We start from the raw sequence: 16,956 nt of genomic DNA, 5'->3' as shown, positions 1-16,956 counted from the left end.
GAGTTCTCATCGAAAAATGTGAAAAGAGGTGAAAATGGTATGTCACTGTTTTCACAGACGGCACAGGCGCAGGTATAGTAAAGCTAATGGGTCAGCAGAAGTGACGGGAAGGAGTGGTATCGATGTTTGGCTATCGCAGCAATGTGCCAAAAGTGCGTCTGACAACGGACCGGCTGGTCGTTCGTCTGGTGCATGAGCGTGATGCCTGGCGTCTGGCGGATTATTACGCCGAGAATCGCCAGTTTTTAAAACCCTGGGAACCCGTTCGGGATGAGAGCCATTGTTACCCTTCCGGCTGGCAGGCGCGCCTCAGCATGATTACGGAATTTCACAAGCAGGGCAGCGCGTTCTATTTCGCGCTGCTGGATCCTGAAGAAAAAGAGATTATCGGGATCGCCAATTTTTCAAACGTGGTGCGCGGGTCGTTTCACGCCTGCTACCTCGGCTACTCCATCGGCCAGAAATGGCAGGGGCAGGGGCTGATGTACGAGGCGTTAACGGTGGCGATCCGCTATATGCAACGCACGCAGCATATCCATCGCATTATGGCGAACTATATGCCGCACAATCAGCGCAGCGGCAATTTGCTGGCCCGCTTAGGGTTCGAGAAAGAGGGTTACGCCAAAGACTATCTGCTGATAGACGGAGAGTGGCGCGACCACGTTCTGACTGCGTTAACCACCCGGGACTGGACCGCAGGTCGTTAAGGAGAAAAGATGAAGTATCAGCTAAACGGTACAGAAGCGCGCGTGATTGGGTGCTTACTCGAAAAGCAGGTTACCACGCCGGAGCAGTATCCGCTCTCCGTCAACGCCGTGACCATGGCCTGCAACCAGAAGACCAACCGCGAGCCGGTGATGAACCTCAGCGAGCATGAGGTTCAGGACGTGCTGGATGCGCTGGTAAAACGCCACTACCTGCGCACCGTCAGCGGCTTCGGCAACCGCGTGACCAAATACGAACAGCGCTTCTGTAACTCCGAATTCGGCGACCTGAAGCTGAGCAGTGCGGAAGTGGCGGTCATCACCACGCTGCTGCTGCGCGGGGCGCAGACGCCGGGAGAGCTGCGCACGCGCGCTTCCCGTATGCATGAGTTCAGCGATATGCAGGAAGTTGAGCAGACCCTGGAAGGGCTGGCTTCTCGCGAAGACGGCCCATACGTGGTGCGTCTGGCGCGCGAGCCGGGTAAACGTGAAAGCCGCTATATGCATCTGTTCAGCGGCGACGTCGATGTCGCTACCGTGGAGAGCGACGCGGGATCCTCAGCAAGCAATGACACTCTTGCCGCGCGCGTAGAAGCGCTGGAAGACGAGGTCGCCGGGCTGAAACAGCGCCTGGATGCGTTGCTGGCACATCTGGGAGACTGACGGTGAAAAAATTACGCGTAGGCGTGGTGGGGCTCGGCGGCATCGCGCAAAAGGCCTGGCTGCCTGTTTTAGGTGCAGCAACGGACTGGACCCTGCAAGGGGCATGGTCACCCACTCGAGAAAAGGCAGAACGTATCTGCGAAACCTGGCGCATTCCGTATGCTGCCTCCCTGCAGGATCTGGCCCGCGAGTGTGATGCGGTCTTTGTGCATACCTCAACGGCAACCCACTATCAGGTGGTAAGCGAGCTGCTCAATTTAGGGGTTCACGTCTGCGTGGATAAGCCGCTGGCGGAAAATGTTCAGGATGCCGAACGTCTGATTGAGCTGGCCGCGCGCAAAAAACTGACGCTGATGGTGGGCTTCAACCGCCGCTTCGCGCCGCTTTACCAGCAGCTTAAGGCGCAGTCGGACACGCTCGCCTCGCTGCGGATGGATAAGCACCGCACCGACAGCATTGGGCCAAACGATCTGCGCTTCACCCTTCTGGATGATTATCTGCACGTTGTGGATACGGCGCTGTGGCTGAGCAACGGTAATGCGCAGCTGAAGAGCGGTACCCTGTTAACGAATGACCAGGGGCAGATGGTCTACGCGGAGCACCACTTTGCCGTTGAGCATCTTCAGATTACCACCAGCATGCACCGTCGGGCGGGAAGTCAGCGTGAATCCGTGCAGGCGGTGACCGAGGGCGCGCTGTACGACATTACGGACATGCGCGAATGGCGGGAAGAGAAAGGCAATGGCGTGGTGACGCTCCCGGCGCCAGGCTGGCAGAGCACCCTCGAGCAGCGCGGTTTCGCAGGATGCGCCCGTCACTTTATCACCTGCGTGCAAAATCAGACGGTTCCTGAAACGTCCGGCGAGCAGGCCATTATGGCGCAGCGCATTGTGGAAAGGCTCTGGCGCGATGCCATGAGCGAATAACTCGCTGTAACATCTGCGGATAGTAATTCGTTGAAATCCGGTTAGACTAAGCGCCGCTTGTTGGCTTTGCCGGGTGGCGCTTACGCTAACCCGGTCTACAAATCCGTATGGTTCTGGAAATTCACGTTAATGAACTTATTAAAATCGCTGGCGGCCGTCAGCTCGATGACCATGTTTTCCCGCGTGCTGGGTTTTGCACGCGACGCCATTGTGGCAAGGGTATTTGGTGCAGGGATGGCCACGGACGCCTTTTTCGTCGCGTTCAAATTGCCGAACCTGCTGCGTCGTATTTTTGCTGAAGGGGCGTTTTCCCAGGCATTCGTGCCCATTCTGGCGGAATATAAAAGCAAGCAGGGTGAAGACGCGACGCGCGTCTTTGTTTCTTATGTCTCCGGGCTGCTGACGCTGGCTTTGGCGGTGGTGACCGTTCTCGGGATGCTGGCCGCGCCGTGGGTGATTATGGTGACCGCGCCCGGTTTTGCCGATACGGCTGACAAATTTGCGCTGACCTCGCAGCTGCTGCGCATTACTTTCCCCTATATTCTGCTCATCTCGCTGGCCTCGCTGGTGGGGGCGATCCTGAACACCTGGAACCGCTTCTCTGTTCCGGCGTTTGCGCCGACGTTTCTCAACGTCAGCATGATCGGTTTTGCCCTGTTCGCCGCGCCGCACTTCAACCCGCCGGTGCTGGCGCTGGCCTGGGCGGTTACCGTCGGCGGCGTGCTGCAGCTGGCGTACCAGCTGCCGCATCTGAAAAAAATCGGCATGCTGGTGCTGCCGCGCATCAATCTCAAAGATGCCGGGGCGATGCGCGTGATCAAGCAGATGGGGCCCGCTATTCTCGGCGTCTCCGTCAGCCAGATCTCGCTTATCATCAACACCATCTTTGCCTCTTTCCTCGTGTCCGGCTCGGTTTCCTGGATGTACTACGCCGACCGTCTGATGGAGTTCCCGTCCGGGGTGCTGGGCGTGGCGCTGGGGACCATCCTGCTGCCGTCGCTGTCGAAAAGTTTTGCCAGCGGCAACCATGATGAATATTGCCGCCTGATGGACTGGGGTTTACGTCTCTGCTTCCTGCTGGCCCTGCCGAGCGCGGTGGCGCTGGGCATTCTGGCCAAACCGCTGACGGTGTCGCTCTTCCAGTACGGGAAATTCACCGCCTTTGATGCCGCTATGACCCAGCGAGCGCTGATTGCCTACTCGGTCGGCTTGATGGGGCTGATCGTCGTCAAGGTGCTGGCGCCCGGGTTCTACTCGCGTCAGGACATCAAAACGCCGGTGAAAATTGCCATCGTGACGCTGATTATGACCCAGCTGATGAACCTGGCGTTTATTGGTCCGCTGAAGCATGCTGGCCTGTCGCTGTCTATTGGTCTGGCGGCCTGTCTGAATGCCGGGCTGTTGTACTGGCAGCTGCGCAAGCAGGATATCTTTACGCCGCAGCCGGGATGGGGAAGTTTCCTGGTACGTCTGATCGTTGCGGTACTGGTGATGTCGGCGGCGCTTCTCGGCATGATGTACGTGATGCCGGAGTGGTCCCTGGGCACCATGCCTTATCGTCTGATGCGGCTGATGGCCGTGGTAGGCGTCGGGGTGGTGGCTTACTTTGCCACGCTCGCGGTGCTGGGGTTCAAAGTGAAAGAGTTTGCCCGCCGTACGGCATAAACGCCAAAAGGGGAGTTCACCTTATGGTGCTCCCCGCTGCATGATTTGTCGCACTGGCGTCAAATCGAAATCTTTTTAACTCCCGCAATACGCGCAGTCGCTGTTTGACCATCCGCACCGTACAGTCCGGTTTCTTTGTGCGGTTTCAATACCTCAAGCGCCTGCTGATTACGCTCAATCTGACCTTCCAGTAGCCAGCCGTTGTGCTGGTTAAGGTCGCGCAGGTGCTGGGTTTTTTCGGTAATGGTTTGCCAGCGCTCAATAATATCGTCATTGGCGCTACGCTTAGGATCCTGCTCAGCGCGGCGCTGCTGCTCCAGATAATCCAGCGTCGCCAGTAGCGAACTCTTATCTTCAGTAATACGCTGCAGCGCGCTGCCGTTGATGTGACCGGAAGAGAGATGCTGCTGTTCAGCGTCCATTACCGTTTTCAGGTCGTTAAGAACAACCGTCATTTGATCCAGTATTTCTGACAGTCGACTCATACGGTTAGTTACTCTGTAAGAAACTCTGTGCTTCCTGAATCAGGGCGTCAGCGATTTTGCTGGTGTCCATTTTCAGCTCACCGTTACGAATAGCCGTTTTCAGCGCTTCAACACGTTCCATATTGATATCGTTGCTGCCTGGCTGCATCAGCTTTGCCTGCGCGTCGCTCAGGGTCACGCTGGTGCTGTTGGACGTTGACGATTTTTCCAGACGCGTTTTCTGCGCAGGAGCGTCATTCGTTTCGCGAGGTTGTACAGCGCTTACCGGCTTCAGGGCTGATGTACGATCAATGCTCATAGTGTTGTCCTCATCGAGGGTTCGCGGCGTTTGCGCCTGACATCATCATTAGTGGAATATTTATCGGCACGCGCGGCGAAATCTTTAAAAAGATTATAGGTTAATCAGAATATTCCCATCAGAATCGACGGTTCCGCTCACCACCTGGCCTGAGGACATTCTGACGCGGGCGTTTTGCGCCACTGCGGCATTGTTTAACGCTTTCCCTTCACTGTTGATGCTAAAGCCATCTCCGTTGGCCACCACCATCACCTGTTGACCCGCTTTTACCCGCCATGACTGACGCAGCATTGAGAGCTGTATCGGCTGACCGGGAGCGACATCGCGCAGGCTGACGGCGTCCTGTGCCTGGTTCATTTCCAGCATGGTGCGTGGAGGCAGCTGATCCAGACGGCCGCGTTTTAACGTCACGCTGTTCGTCTGCAGCACGCTGCCGCGCGCAATGGGCACGGCGGCGACAACATAATTGCCCGTCGCCTGAACTGCAACCTGTAAATAGCGTTTTTCGTTCGCGCAGCGTGCCAGGACGTTCACATTTCCCCACAGCCGGGTGGTTCCCGTCACGCTGAATGACGGTTGGTCACAGGTCGGGTACAGATTCGATGGGGTGCGCACGTTAACGTTAACCTCATCGCTAAAGCCCGCCAGCTTTTCAGCAAAAAAAGCCGTCAGCCGATCCTGTAAGCCTTCAGCCTGCACCAGAGGGCTAAAGAGCAAGAAAGTTGCCACCAGGCCACGTTTTAACGTTTGCATCGCAAGTTCCACCGTTTCCAGAGTTGAATGAATTCTACCTGCAGTGGTTTTGCATCAACGCAATAAATAGCGACGCATTTTGCGCTTATTCCGTCGATAGGGGAGACCGGGTGAGATTTAAGCTGTGAACTGAAATTTTGCCATCAGCGGAGGAGACATGCTCGATAAACTCGACGCCGCGTTACGTTTTCAGCAGGAAGCGCTCAATTTACGCGCCCAGCGGCAGGAGATTTTAGCCGCCAACATCGCTAACGCCGATACCCCAGGGTTTCAGGCGCGCGATATTGATTTTTCCAGTGAACTCAAAAAGGTGATGGAGCGTGGACGTGCCGAAGGAACGGGTGTTGCACTTGCCATGACATCCTCTCGCCATATTCCTGCTCAGGCGATGACCGCGCCAGCGACCGATTTACTTTACCGCATTCCCGATCAGCCCTCACTCGACGGTAACACCGTGGATATGGACCGGGAGCGTACCCAGTTTGCCGATAACAGTCTGAAATACCAGACGGGCCTGACCGTACTCGGCGGACAAATCAAAGGCATGATGAACGTCCTGCAGGGGGGGAACTGATAGATGGCCTTGTTGAATATTTTTGATATTGCCGGTTCGGCGTTAACCGCGCAGTCCAAACGCCTGAACGTGGCTGCCAGTAACCTGGCGAACGCCGACAGCGTAACCGGACCAGACGGCCAGCCTTATCGCGCCAAACAGGTTGTCTTTCAGGTCGATGCTGCGCCGGGCGCGGCGACGGGCGGCGTGAAGGTGTCTGATGTGGTAGAGAGCCAGGCGCCGGACAGACTGGTGTATGAGCCGGGTAACCCGCTCGCGGATGCCAGCGGATACGTGAAAATGCCAAACGTTGATGTGGTGGGTGAGATGGTGAACTCCATGTCGGCTTCCCGCAGCTACCAGGCCAACGTTGAAGTGCTGAATACCGTGAAGAGCATGATGCTCAAAACGCTCACTCTCGGCCAGTAAAGGAGACATGCATGTCCATCGCCGTAAATGTGAATGATCCTACGAACTCGGGTGTTAATAACACGAAGAGTACGACGGGTTCTAACTCCCTCACCGGGAGCAATGCCTCCGATCTTCAGGGCAGCTTTCTGACGCTGCTGGTGGCGCAGCTTAAGAACCAGGATCCCACCAACCCAATGCAGAACAACGAACTGACCACGCAGCTTGCGCAGATCAGCACCGTGAGCGGCATTGAGAAACTTAACACCACCCTTGGCTCCGTCTCCGGGCAGATTAACAGCGCCCAGTCTCTGCAGGCGGCAAGCCTGATTGGCCACGGGGTGATGATCCCGGGAACCACGATTCTGGCGGGCACCAGCACCACTGAAGGCAACACCACAACGACCACCACGCCGTTTGGCGTTGAGCTCCAGCAGGCGGCTGAGAAGGTCACTGCAACGATCATGGATGCCAATAACGTGGTAGTTCGCACCATTGATATCGGTGAGCTGAAGGCGGGCGTTCACACCTTTACGTGGGATGGCAGCCTGACCGACGGCACTAAAGCACCAAACGGTTCTTACAAAGTAGCGATCAGCGCCAGCAACGGGACGACCCAGCTGGTGGCGCAGCCGCTGCAGTTCGCGCTGGTCCAGGGCGTGATTAAAGGAAGCGACGGCAACAAACTGGATTTGGGAACCTCTGGTTCCACCACACTCGACGAAGTTCGGCAGATTATCTAAGCCTTAACACTTATCAGGAGTAAGTCATGGCCTTTTCTCAAGCGGTCAGCGGCCTGAATGCTGCGGCCACCAACCTGGACGTCATTGGCAACAACATCGCCAACTCCGCGACCTATGGTTTTAAATCCGGTTCTGCTTCATTTGCGGACATGTTTGCCGGTTCCAAAGTCGGCCTGGGCGTGAAAGTTGCGGGCATCACTCAGGACTTTACCGACGGTACCACCACCAACACTGGTCGTGGTCTGGACGTTGCTATCAGCCAGAACGGTTTCTTCCGTATGGTCGATTCCAACGGTTCTGTGTTCTACAGCCGTAACGGCCAGTTCAAGCTGGACGAAAACCGTACGCTGGTTAACATGCAGGGCATGCAGCTGACGGGCTACCCGGTAGCTGGAACGCCTCCAACCGTTCAGACCGGTGCGAACCCTCAGGCGATTACTATCCCGAATACCCTGATGGCGGCGAAATCAACCACCACCGCGACGCAGCAGATCAACCTGAACTCAACCGATCCTGTTCAAACTGCCCCGTTCGATGCGACCAACCCGGATACCTATAACAAAAAAGGGACCGTGACCGTATTCGACAGCCAGGGTAACGCCCACAACATGTACGTCTACTACGTGAAGACGGCCAACAATAAATGGGATCTTTACACTCAGGACGGCAGCGTTGCGGGTTCTACAGCAGCAAAAGCGGCGCAGATGAACTTTGATGCGAACGGTAACCTGGCGGGTGTCTACAACTACGACGCTGCGGGTGTACTGAGCGCAACGCCAAACGCCACGCCGGCCATTAACATCACCACGGGTTCTGTCAGCGGTGCGACGGCGGCGACCTTCTCCCTGAGCTTCCAGAACTCCATGCAGCAGAACACCGGTGCAAACAGCGTTGTGGCAACCAATCAGAACGGCTACAAGCCTGGCGACCTGGTGAGCTACCAGATCAACGACGATGGCACCGTGGTGGGAAGCTACTCTAACGAACAGTCTCAGGTTCTGGGCCAGATCGTGCTGGCAAACTTCGCCAACAACGAAGGCCTGAAATCGGAAGGTGACAACGTCTGGTCTGCCACTCAGTCCTCCGGCGTGGCGCTGCTGGGTACTGCAGGCACCGGTAACTTCGGCAAGCTGACCAACGGCGCGCTGGAAGCCTCCAACGTGGATATGAGTAAAGAACTGGTGAACATGATCGTCGCGCAGCGTAACTATCAGTCGAACGCGCAGACCATCAAAACCCAGGACCAGATCCTCAACACGCTGGTTAACCTGCGTTAAGCGGCTAACAGGAAAGCGCAATGGATCACGCAATATATACCGCGATGGGCGCGGCAAGTCAGACGCTCAATCAGCAGGCCGTTACCGCCAGCAACCTGGCAAACGCCTCTACGCCGGGCTTTCGTGCGCAGCTTAATGCGCTGCGCGCGGTGCCGGTTGAAGGGCTGTCCCTGCCGACCCGTACGCTGGTGACGGCATCAACCCCTGGCGCAGATATGACGCCAGGGCAGATGGACTACACCTCGCGCCCGCTGGACGTTGCCCTGCAGCAGGACGGCTGGCTGGCGGTGCAAACTGCCGACGGCAGCGAAGGCTATACCCGTAACGGCAATATCCAGGTGAGCGCGACGGGCCAGCTGACGATTCAGGGTCATCCGGTAATGGGGGAAGCGGGTCCGCTGACCGTGCCGGAAGGCTCTGAGCTGACTATCGCCGCGGACGGTACCATTTCGGCGCTGAACCCGGGCGACCCGGCCAATACCGTTGCGCCCGTCGGACGTCTGAAGCTGGTGAAAGCGGAAGCCAAAGACGTGCAGCGCGGCGACGACGGCATGTTCCGTCTGACCCAGGCGGCGCAGGCGACGCGTGGCGCCACGTTACAGGCCGATCCGAGCATCCGCGTGATGTCCGGCGTTCTGGAAGGCAGCAACGTCAAGCCGGTCGAAGCCATGACCGACATGATTGCCAGCGCCCGTCGTTTTGAAATGCAGATGAAGATCATCAGCAGCGTGGATGAAAACGCGGGCAAGGCTAACCAACTTCTGGCTATGAGTTAACAGGACTCCTTATGATCAGTTCTTTATGGATCGCGAAAACTGGCCTGGACGCCCAGCAAACCAATATGGACGTGATTGCCAACAACCTGGCAAACGTGAGCACCAATGGTTTCAAGCGTCAGCGTGCCGTTTTCGAAGATTTGCTTTATCAAACTATCCGTCAGCCGGGCGCGCAGTCTTCTGAACAGACGACGCTGCCGTCGGGTCTGCAGATCGGTACCGGTGTTCGTCCGGTGGCCACCGAGCGTCTGCACAGCCAGGGCAACCTGTCTCAGACCAACAACAGTAAAGACGTGGCAATCAAAGGCCAGGGCTTCTTCCAGGTGCAACTGCCTGACGGGACCTCTGCCTATACCCGCGACGGTTCGTTCCAGGTCGATCAGAACGGCCAGCTGGTGACGGCGGGTGGTTTCCAGGTTCAGCCTGCGATTACTATCCCGGCGAATGCCCTGAGCATCACCATCGGACGTGACGGTGTGGTCAGCGTGACCCAGCAGGGACAGGCCGCGCCGGTTCAGGTCGGGCAGCTCAACCTGACCACCTTCATGAACGATACCGGTCTGGAAAGCATTGGTGAGAACCTCTACACCGAAACGCAATCCTCCGGTACGCCGAATGAGAGCACCCCGGGCCTGAACGGCGCGGGTCTGCTGTACCAGGGTTATGTTGAAACGTCCAACGTGAACGTGGCGGAAGAGCTGGTGAATATGATCCAGGTCCAGCGCGCGTATGAAATTAACAGTAAAGCAGTGTCGACGACCGACCAGATGCTGCAGAAACTGACGCAACTCTAAGGTGTAGCCCGGTGCGGTAAACGCCGCACCGGCTCCCTGTTTTCGAAGATGAAGGCAATGCAAAAAAACGCGGCGTTTCGTTATCCGATACTGACTGTTCTGGCTGTCACCCTCAGCGGGTGTGCTTTGATCCCGTCTAAACCATTGGTCCAGGGTGCGACGACTGCCCAACCCGTTCCTGGCCCCGCGCCAGTGGTAAACGGCTCCATTTTCCAGACCGCGCAGCCGATTAATTACGGCTATCAGCCGCTGTTTGAAGATCGCCGCCCGCGTAACGTCGGCGATACATTGACCATTGTGCTGCAGGAAAACGTCAGCGCGAGCAAGAGCTCGTCGGCGAACGCCAGCCGCGATGGCAAAACCAATTTTGGCTTCGATACCGTGCCACGCTATCTCGAAGGGCTGTTCGGCAACGCGCGTGCTGATGTGAACGCGTCCGGCGGCAATACCTTTAACGGCAAAGGTGGCGCGAACGCCAGCAACACCTTCAGCGGTACGCTGACGGTCACGGTTGACCAGGTACTGGTTAACGGCAACTTACACGTTGTGGGTGAAAAACAGATCGCCATCAACCAGGGCACTGAATTCATTCGCTTCTCGGGCGTGGTTAACCCTCGCACCATCAGCGGCACCAACACCGTTCCGTCCACCCAGGTGGCGGATGCGCGCATTGAGTACGTCGGTAACGGCTATATCAATGAAGCGCAAAATATGGGTTGGCTGCAGCGCTTCTTCCTTAATTTATCGCCGATGTAAGCGAGGTGACCCATGTTTAAATCGATCTTCGCCGTGGCGCTCGCGCTGGTGGCAACGTTTGCCCAGGCTGACCGTATTCGCGACCTCACCAGCGTTCAGGGCGTTCGTGAAAACTCCCTGATTGGCTATGGCCTGGTGGTTGGTCTGGATGGTACCGGTGACCAGACGACCCAGACGCCGTTCACCACCCAAAGCCTGAACAACATGCTTTCCCAGCTCGGCATTACCGTGCCGGCGGGAACCAACATGCAGCTGAAAAACGTGGCCGCGGTAATGGTCACCGCGTCCTACCCGGCGTTTGCGCGTCAGGGACAGACCATTGATGTGGTGGTCTCCTCAATGGGTAACGCCAAAAGCCTGCGCGGCGGTACGCTGCTGATGACCCCGCTGAAAGGCGTTGACAGCCAGGTCTATGCGCTGGCGCAGGGGAACATTCTGGTTGGCGGCGCGGGTGCATCCGCAGGCGGAAGCAGCGTGCAGGTGAACCAGCTGAACGGTGGACGTATCACCAACGGTGCGATCATTGAGCGTGAACTGCCGACCCAGTTTGGCGCAGGCAACACCATCAACCTGCAGCTTAATAATGAAGACTTCACCATGGCGCAGCAAATTGCCGATACCATCAACCGCAGCCGCGGCTACGGTAATGCAACGGCACTCGACGCGCGCACCGTGCAGATCCGCACCTCCACCGGCAGCAGCAACCAGGTGCGCATGCTGGCGGATATCCAGAATATGGAAGTGAACGTTCCGGTCCAGGATGCGAAAGTGATCATCAACTCCCGTACCGGCTCGGTGGTGATGAACCGGGAAGTGTCGCTGGACAGCTGTGCCGTGGCGCAGGGTAACCTCTCCGTGACGGTAAACCGTTCCGCGAACGTGAGCCAGCCGAATACGCCATTTGGTGGCGGTCAGACGGTGGTGACGCCGCAAACGCAGATTGATATGCGTCAGAGCGGCGGGTCGCTGCAGAGCGTTCGCTCCAGCGCCAACCTGAACAGCGTGGTGCGCGCCCTGAACGCCCTGGGCGCAACGCCGATGGATCTGATGTCCATCCTGCAATCCATGCAAAGCGCGGGCTGCCTGCGCGCCAAACTGGAAATCATCTAATGCTGACCGATAGCAAACTGTTGACCAGTGCAGCCTGGGACGCCCAGTCGCTCAACGAACTGAAAACCAAAGCAGGCAAAGACCCGGCGGCGAACATCCGCCCGGTCGCCCGCCAGGTGGAAGGGATGTTTGTACAGATGATGCTGAAAAGCATGCGCGAAACCCTGCCGAAAGACGGGATGTTCAGCAGTGATTCAACGCGTCTCTACACCAGCATGTATGACCAGCAGATTGCGCAGCAGATGACCGCCGGTAAAGGCCTCGGTCTGGCTGACATGATTGTGAAACAGACCGAAGCCGCGCAGGGCATTCAGCCTCAGGAACAGACGCAGCAGGTGCCGATGAAGTTCGACCTGGAAACGGTGACCAGTTATCAGAACCAGGCTCTGACGCAAATGGTGCGTAAAGCGATGCCAAAAGCCACGGGCAGCGGCGATGAGCCGCTCTCCGGTGACAGCAAAGACTTCCTGGCGCAGCTTTCTCTGCCCGCGCGCCTTGCCAGCGAACAGAGCGGCGTGCCGCATCACCTGATTCTGGCGCAGGCCGCGCTGGAGTCGGGCTGGGGTCAGCGTCAGATCCGCAAGGAAAACGGCGATCCGAGCTTCAACATCTTCGGCGTGAAGGCCACCTCCAGCTGGAAGGGGCCAACAACGGAGATCACGACCACCGAATACGAGAACGGTGCGGCGGTGAAGGTCAAAGCAAAATTCCGCGTCTACAGCTCCTACCTGGAAGCATTGTCCGACTACGTTGGCCTGCTGAGCCGCAATCCGCGTTATACCGCCGTTACGCAGGCGGCGACGGCGGAGCAGGGCGCTCAGGCCTTACAAAACGCGGGCTACGCGACCGACCCGAACTATGCGCGCAAGCTCACCAGCATGATCCAGCAGCTGAAATCCATGGGCGAGAAGGTCAGCAAAGCCTATAGCACAGATATTGAAAATCTGTTCTGAAAGTTCTCAAGTCCCGGTGGAGGTTGCCGATAACCTTCATCAGGACTCGTGTCTGAACGTATAAAAGGAACCCCCATGTCCAGTTTGATTAACAGCGCCATGAGTGGCCTCAGTGCCGCGCAGTCGGCACTCAATACCGTCAGTAATAATATTTCAAGCTATAACGTGGCAGGTTACACCCGCCAGACCACGGTGCTGGGTGCATCTAACAGCACGCTGACCGGCGGTGGCTGGGTGGGTAACGGGGTTTATGTCTCCGGTGTCCAGCGTGAGTATGACGCCTTCATCACAAACCAGCTGCGCGCCGCGCAGACGCAGAGCAGCGGTCTGACGACGCGCTATCAGCAGATGTCAAAAATTGACGATGTGCTCTCCGATACCACCAACTCGCTCTCCACCACCCTGCAGGACTTCTTCAAAAGCCTGCAAACCCTGGTGAGTAACGCGGAAGACCCGGCAGCACGTCAGACGGTGCTGGGTAAAGCGGGCGGTCTGGTCAATCAGTTCAAAACCAACGATCAGTATCTGCGTGACCAGGATACGCAGGTCAATACCGCGATTGGGACCAGCGTGTCTCAGATCAACAACTATGCCAAACAGATTGCGAACCTGAACGATCAGATTTCCCGTCTGACCGGCGTCGGTGCGGGCGCATCGCCTAACGATCTGCTCGACCAGCGCGATCAGCTCGTGACTGAACTGAACAAAATCGTGGGCGTGGAAGTCTCCGTGCAGGATAGCGGCACGTTTAATATCTCTCTCGGCAACGGTTACAGCCTGGTGCAGGGCAGCAAAGCCAGCCAGCTGGCGGCTGTGAAGTCCAGCGCCGATCCGGCTCGTACGACTATCGCCTACGTCGATGACGTGGCGGGTAATATTGAGATCCCCGAGAAATTTATCACCACCGGTTCTTTAGGCGGTTTACTGACATTTCGTGCTGAAGATCTGGATAAAGCCCGTAACAGCCTGAACCAGATGGCGCTGGCCTTTGCCGACGCGATGAACACGCAGCATGAAGCCGGTTTTGATGCGAACGGTGATGCGGGCGGTAAGCTGTTCAACTTCGGTTCTCCGGCGGTCCTGTCCAACAGCAAGAACGGCGGCTCTGCCGTTGTTACGGCTTCTGTGGCGGACAGCAAACAGGTCCAGGCGACAGACTATAAGCTGCAGTTTAACGGCACTGACTGGACGGTCACCCGTACGTCAGACAAAACCAGCTTTACGATGAGCCCGGATGCCAGCGGCAATCTGTCGTTTGATGGCCTTAACGTCAACGTGAGCGGCACGGCAAATACCAAAGACAGCTTTACCGTGAAGCCTGTTTCCAACGTCATCATGAACATGGATCTCGCGATCAGCGACGAGTCCAAACTGGCGATGGCATCGGTGCAGAACGGCGGCGAAAGTGACAACCGTAACGGCCAGAAACTGCTCGATCTGCAAAACGGCAAAGTGGTGGGTGGAAATAAAACCTTCAACGATGCGTATGCCTCTCTCGTCAGTACCGTCGGTAGCTCAACGGCGTCACTGAAGGTGAGTAGCCAGACGAAAGCCAACGTGGAAACGCAGTTAATCAAGCAGCAGCAGACCATCTCTGGGGTAAACCTCGACGAAGAGTATGGCAATTTGCAGCGTTATCAGCAGTATTACCTGGCCAATGCCCAGGTGCTACAAACTGCCAGTACGCTCTTCGATGCAATTATCAACATTCGTTAAGGTTGAGGTGAACAATGCGTATTAGCACCCAGATGATGTACGAGCAGAACATGCGTGGGATCACCGATTCCCAGAGCAGATGGCTGAGCTACGGTGAGCAGATGTCCACCGGCAAGCGTGTCAATCGTCCTTCGGACGATCCTATCGCCGCGTCGCAGGCCATCGTTCTGTCACAGTCTCAGTCGCAAAACAGCCAGTTTGCGCTCGCGCGTACCTTTGCAACGCAGAAGGTCTCGCTGGAAGATAACGTGTTAACCCAGGTCAACACCGCGATCTCAAGCGTGCGCGAGAAGCTCGTTTATGCGTCGAACGGCACATTAAGCGATGACGACCGTCTTTCTCTGGCGACCGATATTCAGGGGATCCGCGATCAGCTGATGAACCTGGCCAACACGACGGATGGTAATGGTCGCTTTATCTTTGCGGGATACAAAACCGAGAGCGCACCGTTTGATGCCGCGACCGGGGATTATAACGGCGGCGCTGAGGCCATCACGCAGCAGGTTGATACGGCGCGAAATATGACCATTAGCCATACCGGCCAGCAAATTTTCGAAAGCATTACCAGTAATGCGGAACAGCTGCCGGGCGGTGGATATGGCCAGACCAACATGTTCAAAATCCTGGATTCTGCTATTGCCTCGCTGAAGACACCGATTGAGAACGATCCGGCTGCCGCAACGGCGCAAAGCCAGGTGATTGCCAATGCGCAAATCGGCATCAAAAACTCCCAGAACAATGTCCTGACGGTCGTTGCGGATGTGGGAACCAAGATGAACGAGCTGGAAAAACTCGATACGCTGGGTGATGACCGCGCGCTGGGTCAGACCAAGCAGATGAGTGACCTGGTGGATGTTGACTGGAACGAAGCGATTTCCTCTTACACCATGCAGCAGGCGGCCTTGCAGGCGTCTTATAAAGCATTTAGCGATATGCAGGGCATGTCTCTGTTCCAGCTGAACAAATAACATCTTGACCTCTTGGAACATGTCTTGAAACTGGGCATGTTTTACTGCCCAATCCGTCTGGATTGGGCATTTTTTTTATGCAACTTCTGCTGATGCGGAGGTGACTCGTGCGCTTTCTATCAGACGGATTGCCAGCGCAATGACGCCACAGACCGTCGCCAGCGCGACCACGCCCGTCCAGCCGGCCAGCGAGTAGATATTGCTGCCTAACGCGGAACCCAGCGCCATCCCGATAAAGACCACCGTAAAGAGCAGGGCGTTGAGACGACCGCGCGCCTGCGGTTCAAGACTGTATACCAGGTTCTGGTGAGCGACCAGGCTGGACTGCAGACCCAGGTCGAACCCGACGGCGGAGATGGCGATCAGAATCAGCTGTCCATGAACGCCCAGCGCGGGCATCAGGAACATCAGGGCGAATGAGACGGTCACAAGAACGGCACCAATCTGCGTGACTTTTCCTGCGCCCAGTTTGTCCGCCAGACCCCCTGCCAGCGGGGCAGCTAACGCACCGGCGGCACCTGCAATACCAAATCCTCCCGCTACAGCGCTACCCAGGTGATAGCGTTCCAGCAGCATGACCGCAAGCGTAGACCAGAAGGCGCTAAAGGCAATCGACAGGAAGCCCTGAGCCAGCGCCGCACGGCGCAGCGCCGGATAGCGACGCCACAGATGCTCCATTGAGCGCATCAGCGCGGGGTAGCTCAGCGTGGAGTGAATGGCAAAACGGGGAAGCACAAACCACATCATCCCCCCGACGAACGCAATGCTCGCCGCCGCCAGCTGGTACATGACGCGCCAGCCAAACGCTTCGCCCACCACGCCGCTCACGGTTCTGGATAATAAGATACCCATCAGCAGCCCGGTCATTACCGTACCCACGGTTTTCCCCTGTTTACCTTCCGGCGCAAGGATGGCTGCGGCAGGGACAATATCCTGTGCCATGGTGGCGGCCATGCCGATGAGCAGGCTGGCCAGTAGCAGAGAGTGTATCTGCCCGGTCAGGCTACAGCCGAGAAGAAACAGCGCCAGCGCCGCACTTTTTATCAGGATTAACGTCCTGCGGTCGTGGCGATCGCCGAGCGGGAGCAGGAACAGGATCCCCAGGGCATATCCCGCCTGGGTGAGCGTCGGAACCATGCCCATTCCTTCGATACTCAGGTGAAGGTCTGCGCCCATCAGCGGCAGCAGAGGCTGGGCATAATAGATAGATGCCACGCTGAAACCTGCACCGATCGCCAGCATTAAGATTACCCAGCGGCTCACGGCATGGGCGGCGGTTGTTGTGTTCATAAGATGTTCCTCATTCGTCGTGTGAGGCTATTTTTTATCAGTACGCCTTGCGACGGTAGCGGGCCCGGTGGTAAAACGCTTATACGTTGAACGTATAAGTGCAAATGCGATGAAAAGA

The 16,956-nt window shown here is 57.0% G+C and carries 19 protein-coding genes; 15 read left to right on the top strand and 4 right to left on the bottom strand.

The genetic code is table 11. The features are described 5' to 3' along the window. Positions 1-122: 122 nt before the first annotated feature. The 4 genes from rimJ (at position 123) to murJ (ending at position 3,958) form a co-directional block, all read left to right on the top strand. The gene (gene rimJ, locus SPH27_RS06125) at positions 123-707 is read left to right on the top strand and encodes a ribosomal protein S5-alanine N-acetyltransferase (RefSeq protein ID WP_008500822.1); all 585 of its coding nucleotides are present in this window, start codon (positions 123-125) and stop codon (positions 705-707) included. A 9-nt stretch (positions 708-716) separates the two neighbouring features. Beyond that, positions 717-1,367, top strand: coding sequence for a YceH family protein (locus tag SPH27_RS06120; RefSeq protein ID WP_045888676.1), 651 nt, complete (start codon positions 717-719; stop codon positions 1,365-1,367). Between the two features lie 2 nt (positions 1,368-1,369). After that, positions 1,370-2,293: a Gfo/Idh/MocA family protein gene (locus tag SPH27_RS06115; RefSeq protein ID WP_039261875.1), complete on the top strand. Its 924-nt coding sequence runs from the start codon at positions 1,370-1,372 to the stop codon at positions 2,291-2,293. A gap of 129 nt (positions 2,294-2,422) precedes the next feature. Next, positions 2,423-3,958 carry a murein biosynthesis integral membrane protein MurJ gene (murJ, locus tag SPH27_RS06110; protein ID WP_023311131.1) on the top strand — a complete coding sequence of 512 codons (1,536 nt, stop codon included), beginning with the start codon at positions 2,423-2,425 and terminating at the stop codon, positions 3,956-3,958. Between the two features lie 59 nt (positions 3,959-4,017). On the opposite strand, the gene flgN is transcribed toward murJ, so the two are convergent. The 3 genes from flgN to flgA all read right to left on the bottom strand — a co-directional run bounded on the left by flgN (position 4,018) and on the right by flgA (position 5,494). Next, entirely contained in the window at positions 4,018-4,443 is a 426-nt protein-coding gene (gene flgN / locus SPH27_RS06105; RefSeq protein ID WP_008500818.1) for a flagella biosynthesis chaperone FlgN, read from the bottom strand. Positions 4,444-4,447: 4 nt separating this feature from the next. After that, a complete protein-coding gene (gene flgM / locus SPH27_RS06100) occupies positions 4,448-4,741 on the bottom strand; it encodes a flagellar biosynthesis anti-sigma factor FlgM (RefSeq protein ID WP_182072528.1) in 294 nt (97 codons plus the stop codon). 93 nt (positions 4,742-4,834) lie between these two features. Then, positions 4,835-5,494 (bottom strand): flagellar basal body P-ring formation chaperone FlgA, encoded by a 660-nt coding sequence (gene flgA, locus SPH27_RS06095; protein ID WP_182072530.1) that lies wholly within the window; start codon positions 5,492-5,494, stop codon positions 4,835-4,837. A gap of 157 nt (positions 5,495-5,651) precedes the next feature. Here flgA and flgB point away from each other — a divergent pair, with 157 nt between their 5' ends. The 11 genes from flgB (at position 5,652) to flgL (ending at position 15,548) form a co-directional block, all read left to right on the top strand. Further along, positions 5,652-6,068 carry a flagellar basal body rod protein FlgB gene (gene flgB / locus SPH27_RS06090; RefSeq protein ID WP_023311135.1) on the top strand — a complete coding sequence of 139 codons (417 nt, stop codon included), beginning with the start codon at positions 5,652-5,654 and terminating at the stop codon, positions 6,066-6,068. Between the two features lie 3 nt (positions 6,069-6,071). Then, entirely contained in the window at positions 6,072-6,476 is a 405-nt protein-coding gene (gene flgC / locus SPH27_RS06085) for a flagellar basal body rod protein FlgC (RefSeq protein WP_008500814.1), read from the top strand. A gap of 11 nt (positions 6,477-6,487) precedes the next feature. Then, entirely contained in the window at positions 6,488-7,198 is a 711-nt protein-coding gene (gene flgD, locus SPH27_RS06080; protein WP_029740349.1) for a flagellar hook assembly protein FlgD, read from the top strand. A gap of 26 nt (positions 7,199-7,224) precedes the next feature. Next, positions 7,225-8,475, top strand: a complete 1,251-nt coding sequence (gene flgE, locus SPH27_RS06075; RefSeq protein WP_039261882.1) for a flagellar hook protein FlgE — start codon at positions 7,225-7,227, stop codon at positions 8,473-8,475. Between the two features lie 20 nt (positions 8,476-8,495). Next, on the top strand, positions 8,496-9,251 hold the full coding sequence (locus tag SPH27_RS06070) for a flagellar basal body rod protein FlgF (RefSeq protein ID WP_033145205.1): 756 nt from the start codon (positions 8,496-8,498) through the stop codon (positions 9,249-9,251). 11 nt (positions 9,252-9,262) lie between these two features. Then, positions 9,263-10,045 (top strand): flagellar basal-body rod protein FlgG, encoded by a 783-nt coding sequence (flgG, locus tag SPH27_RS06065; protein WP_008500810.1) that lies wholly within the window; start codon positions 9,263-9,265, stop codon positions 10,043-10,045. Between the two features lie 57 nt (positions 10,046-10,102). Next, positions 10,103-10,801 carry a flagellar basal body L-ring protein FlgH gene (gene flgH, locus SPH27_RS06060; protein ID WP_024909015.1) on the top strand — a complete coding sequence of 233 codons (699 nt, stop codon included), beginning with the start codon at positions 10,103-10,105 and terminating at the stop codon, positions 10,799-10,801. Between the two features lie 12 nt (positions 10,802-10,813). Beyond that, positions 10,814-11,911: a flagellar basal body P-ring protein FlgI gene (locus tag SPH27_RS06055; RefSeq protein WP_029740346.1), complete on the top strand. Its 1,098-nt coding sequence runs from the start codon at positions 10,814-10,816 to the stop codon at positions 11,909-11,911. Further along, positions 11,911-12,864, top strand: coding sequence for a flagellar assembly peptidoglycan hydrolase FlgJ (gene flgJ, locus SPH27_RS06050; protein ID WP_023311141.1), 954 nt, complete (start codon positions 11,911-11,913; stop codon positions 12,862-12,864). Before SPH27_RS06055 ends, flgJ begins: the two co-directional genes overlap by 1 nt. A 75-nt stretch (positions 12,865-12,939) precedes the next feature. Beyond that, entirely contained in the window at positions 12,940-14,580 is a 1,641-nt protein-coding gene (flgK, locus tag SPH27_RS06045; protein ID WP_033145207.1) for a flagellar hook-associated protein FlgK, read from the top strand. Positions 14,581-14,594: 14 nt separating this feature from the next. Next, positions 14,595-15,548, top strand: a complete 954-nt coding sequence (gene flgL, locus SPH27_RS06040) for a flagellar hook-associated protein FlgL (RefSeq protein ID WP_033145208.1) — start codon at positions 14,595-14,597, stop codon at positions 15,546-15,548. Positions 15,549-15,623: 75 nt separating this feature from the next. Here the strand turns inward: flgL and SPH27_RS06035 are convergent, their stop codons facing one another. Beyond that, positions 15,624-16,838: an MFS transporter gene (locus SPH27_RS06035; protein WP_182072532.1), complete on the bottom strand. Its 1,215-nt coding sequence runs from the start codon at positions 16,836-16,838 to the stop codon at positions 15,624-15,626. Between the last annotated feature and the right edge of the window lie 118 nt (positions 16,839-16,956).

The sequence above is a fragment of the Enterobacter sp. A103 genome (assembly GCF_034427535.1).
GTDB classification, from domain to species: Bacteria; Pseudomonadota; Gammaproteobacteria; order Enterobacterales; family Enterobacteriaceae; genus Enterobacter; species Enterobacter asburiae_B.
The sequence above is the reverse complement of the archived record's forward strand: the minus strand, read 5'-3'. Positions and strand labels throughout refer to the sequence as shown.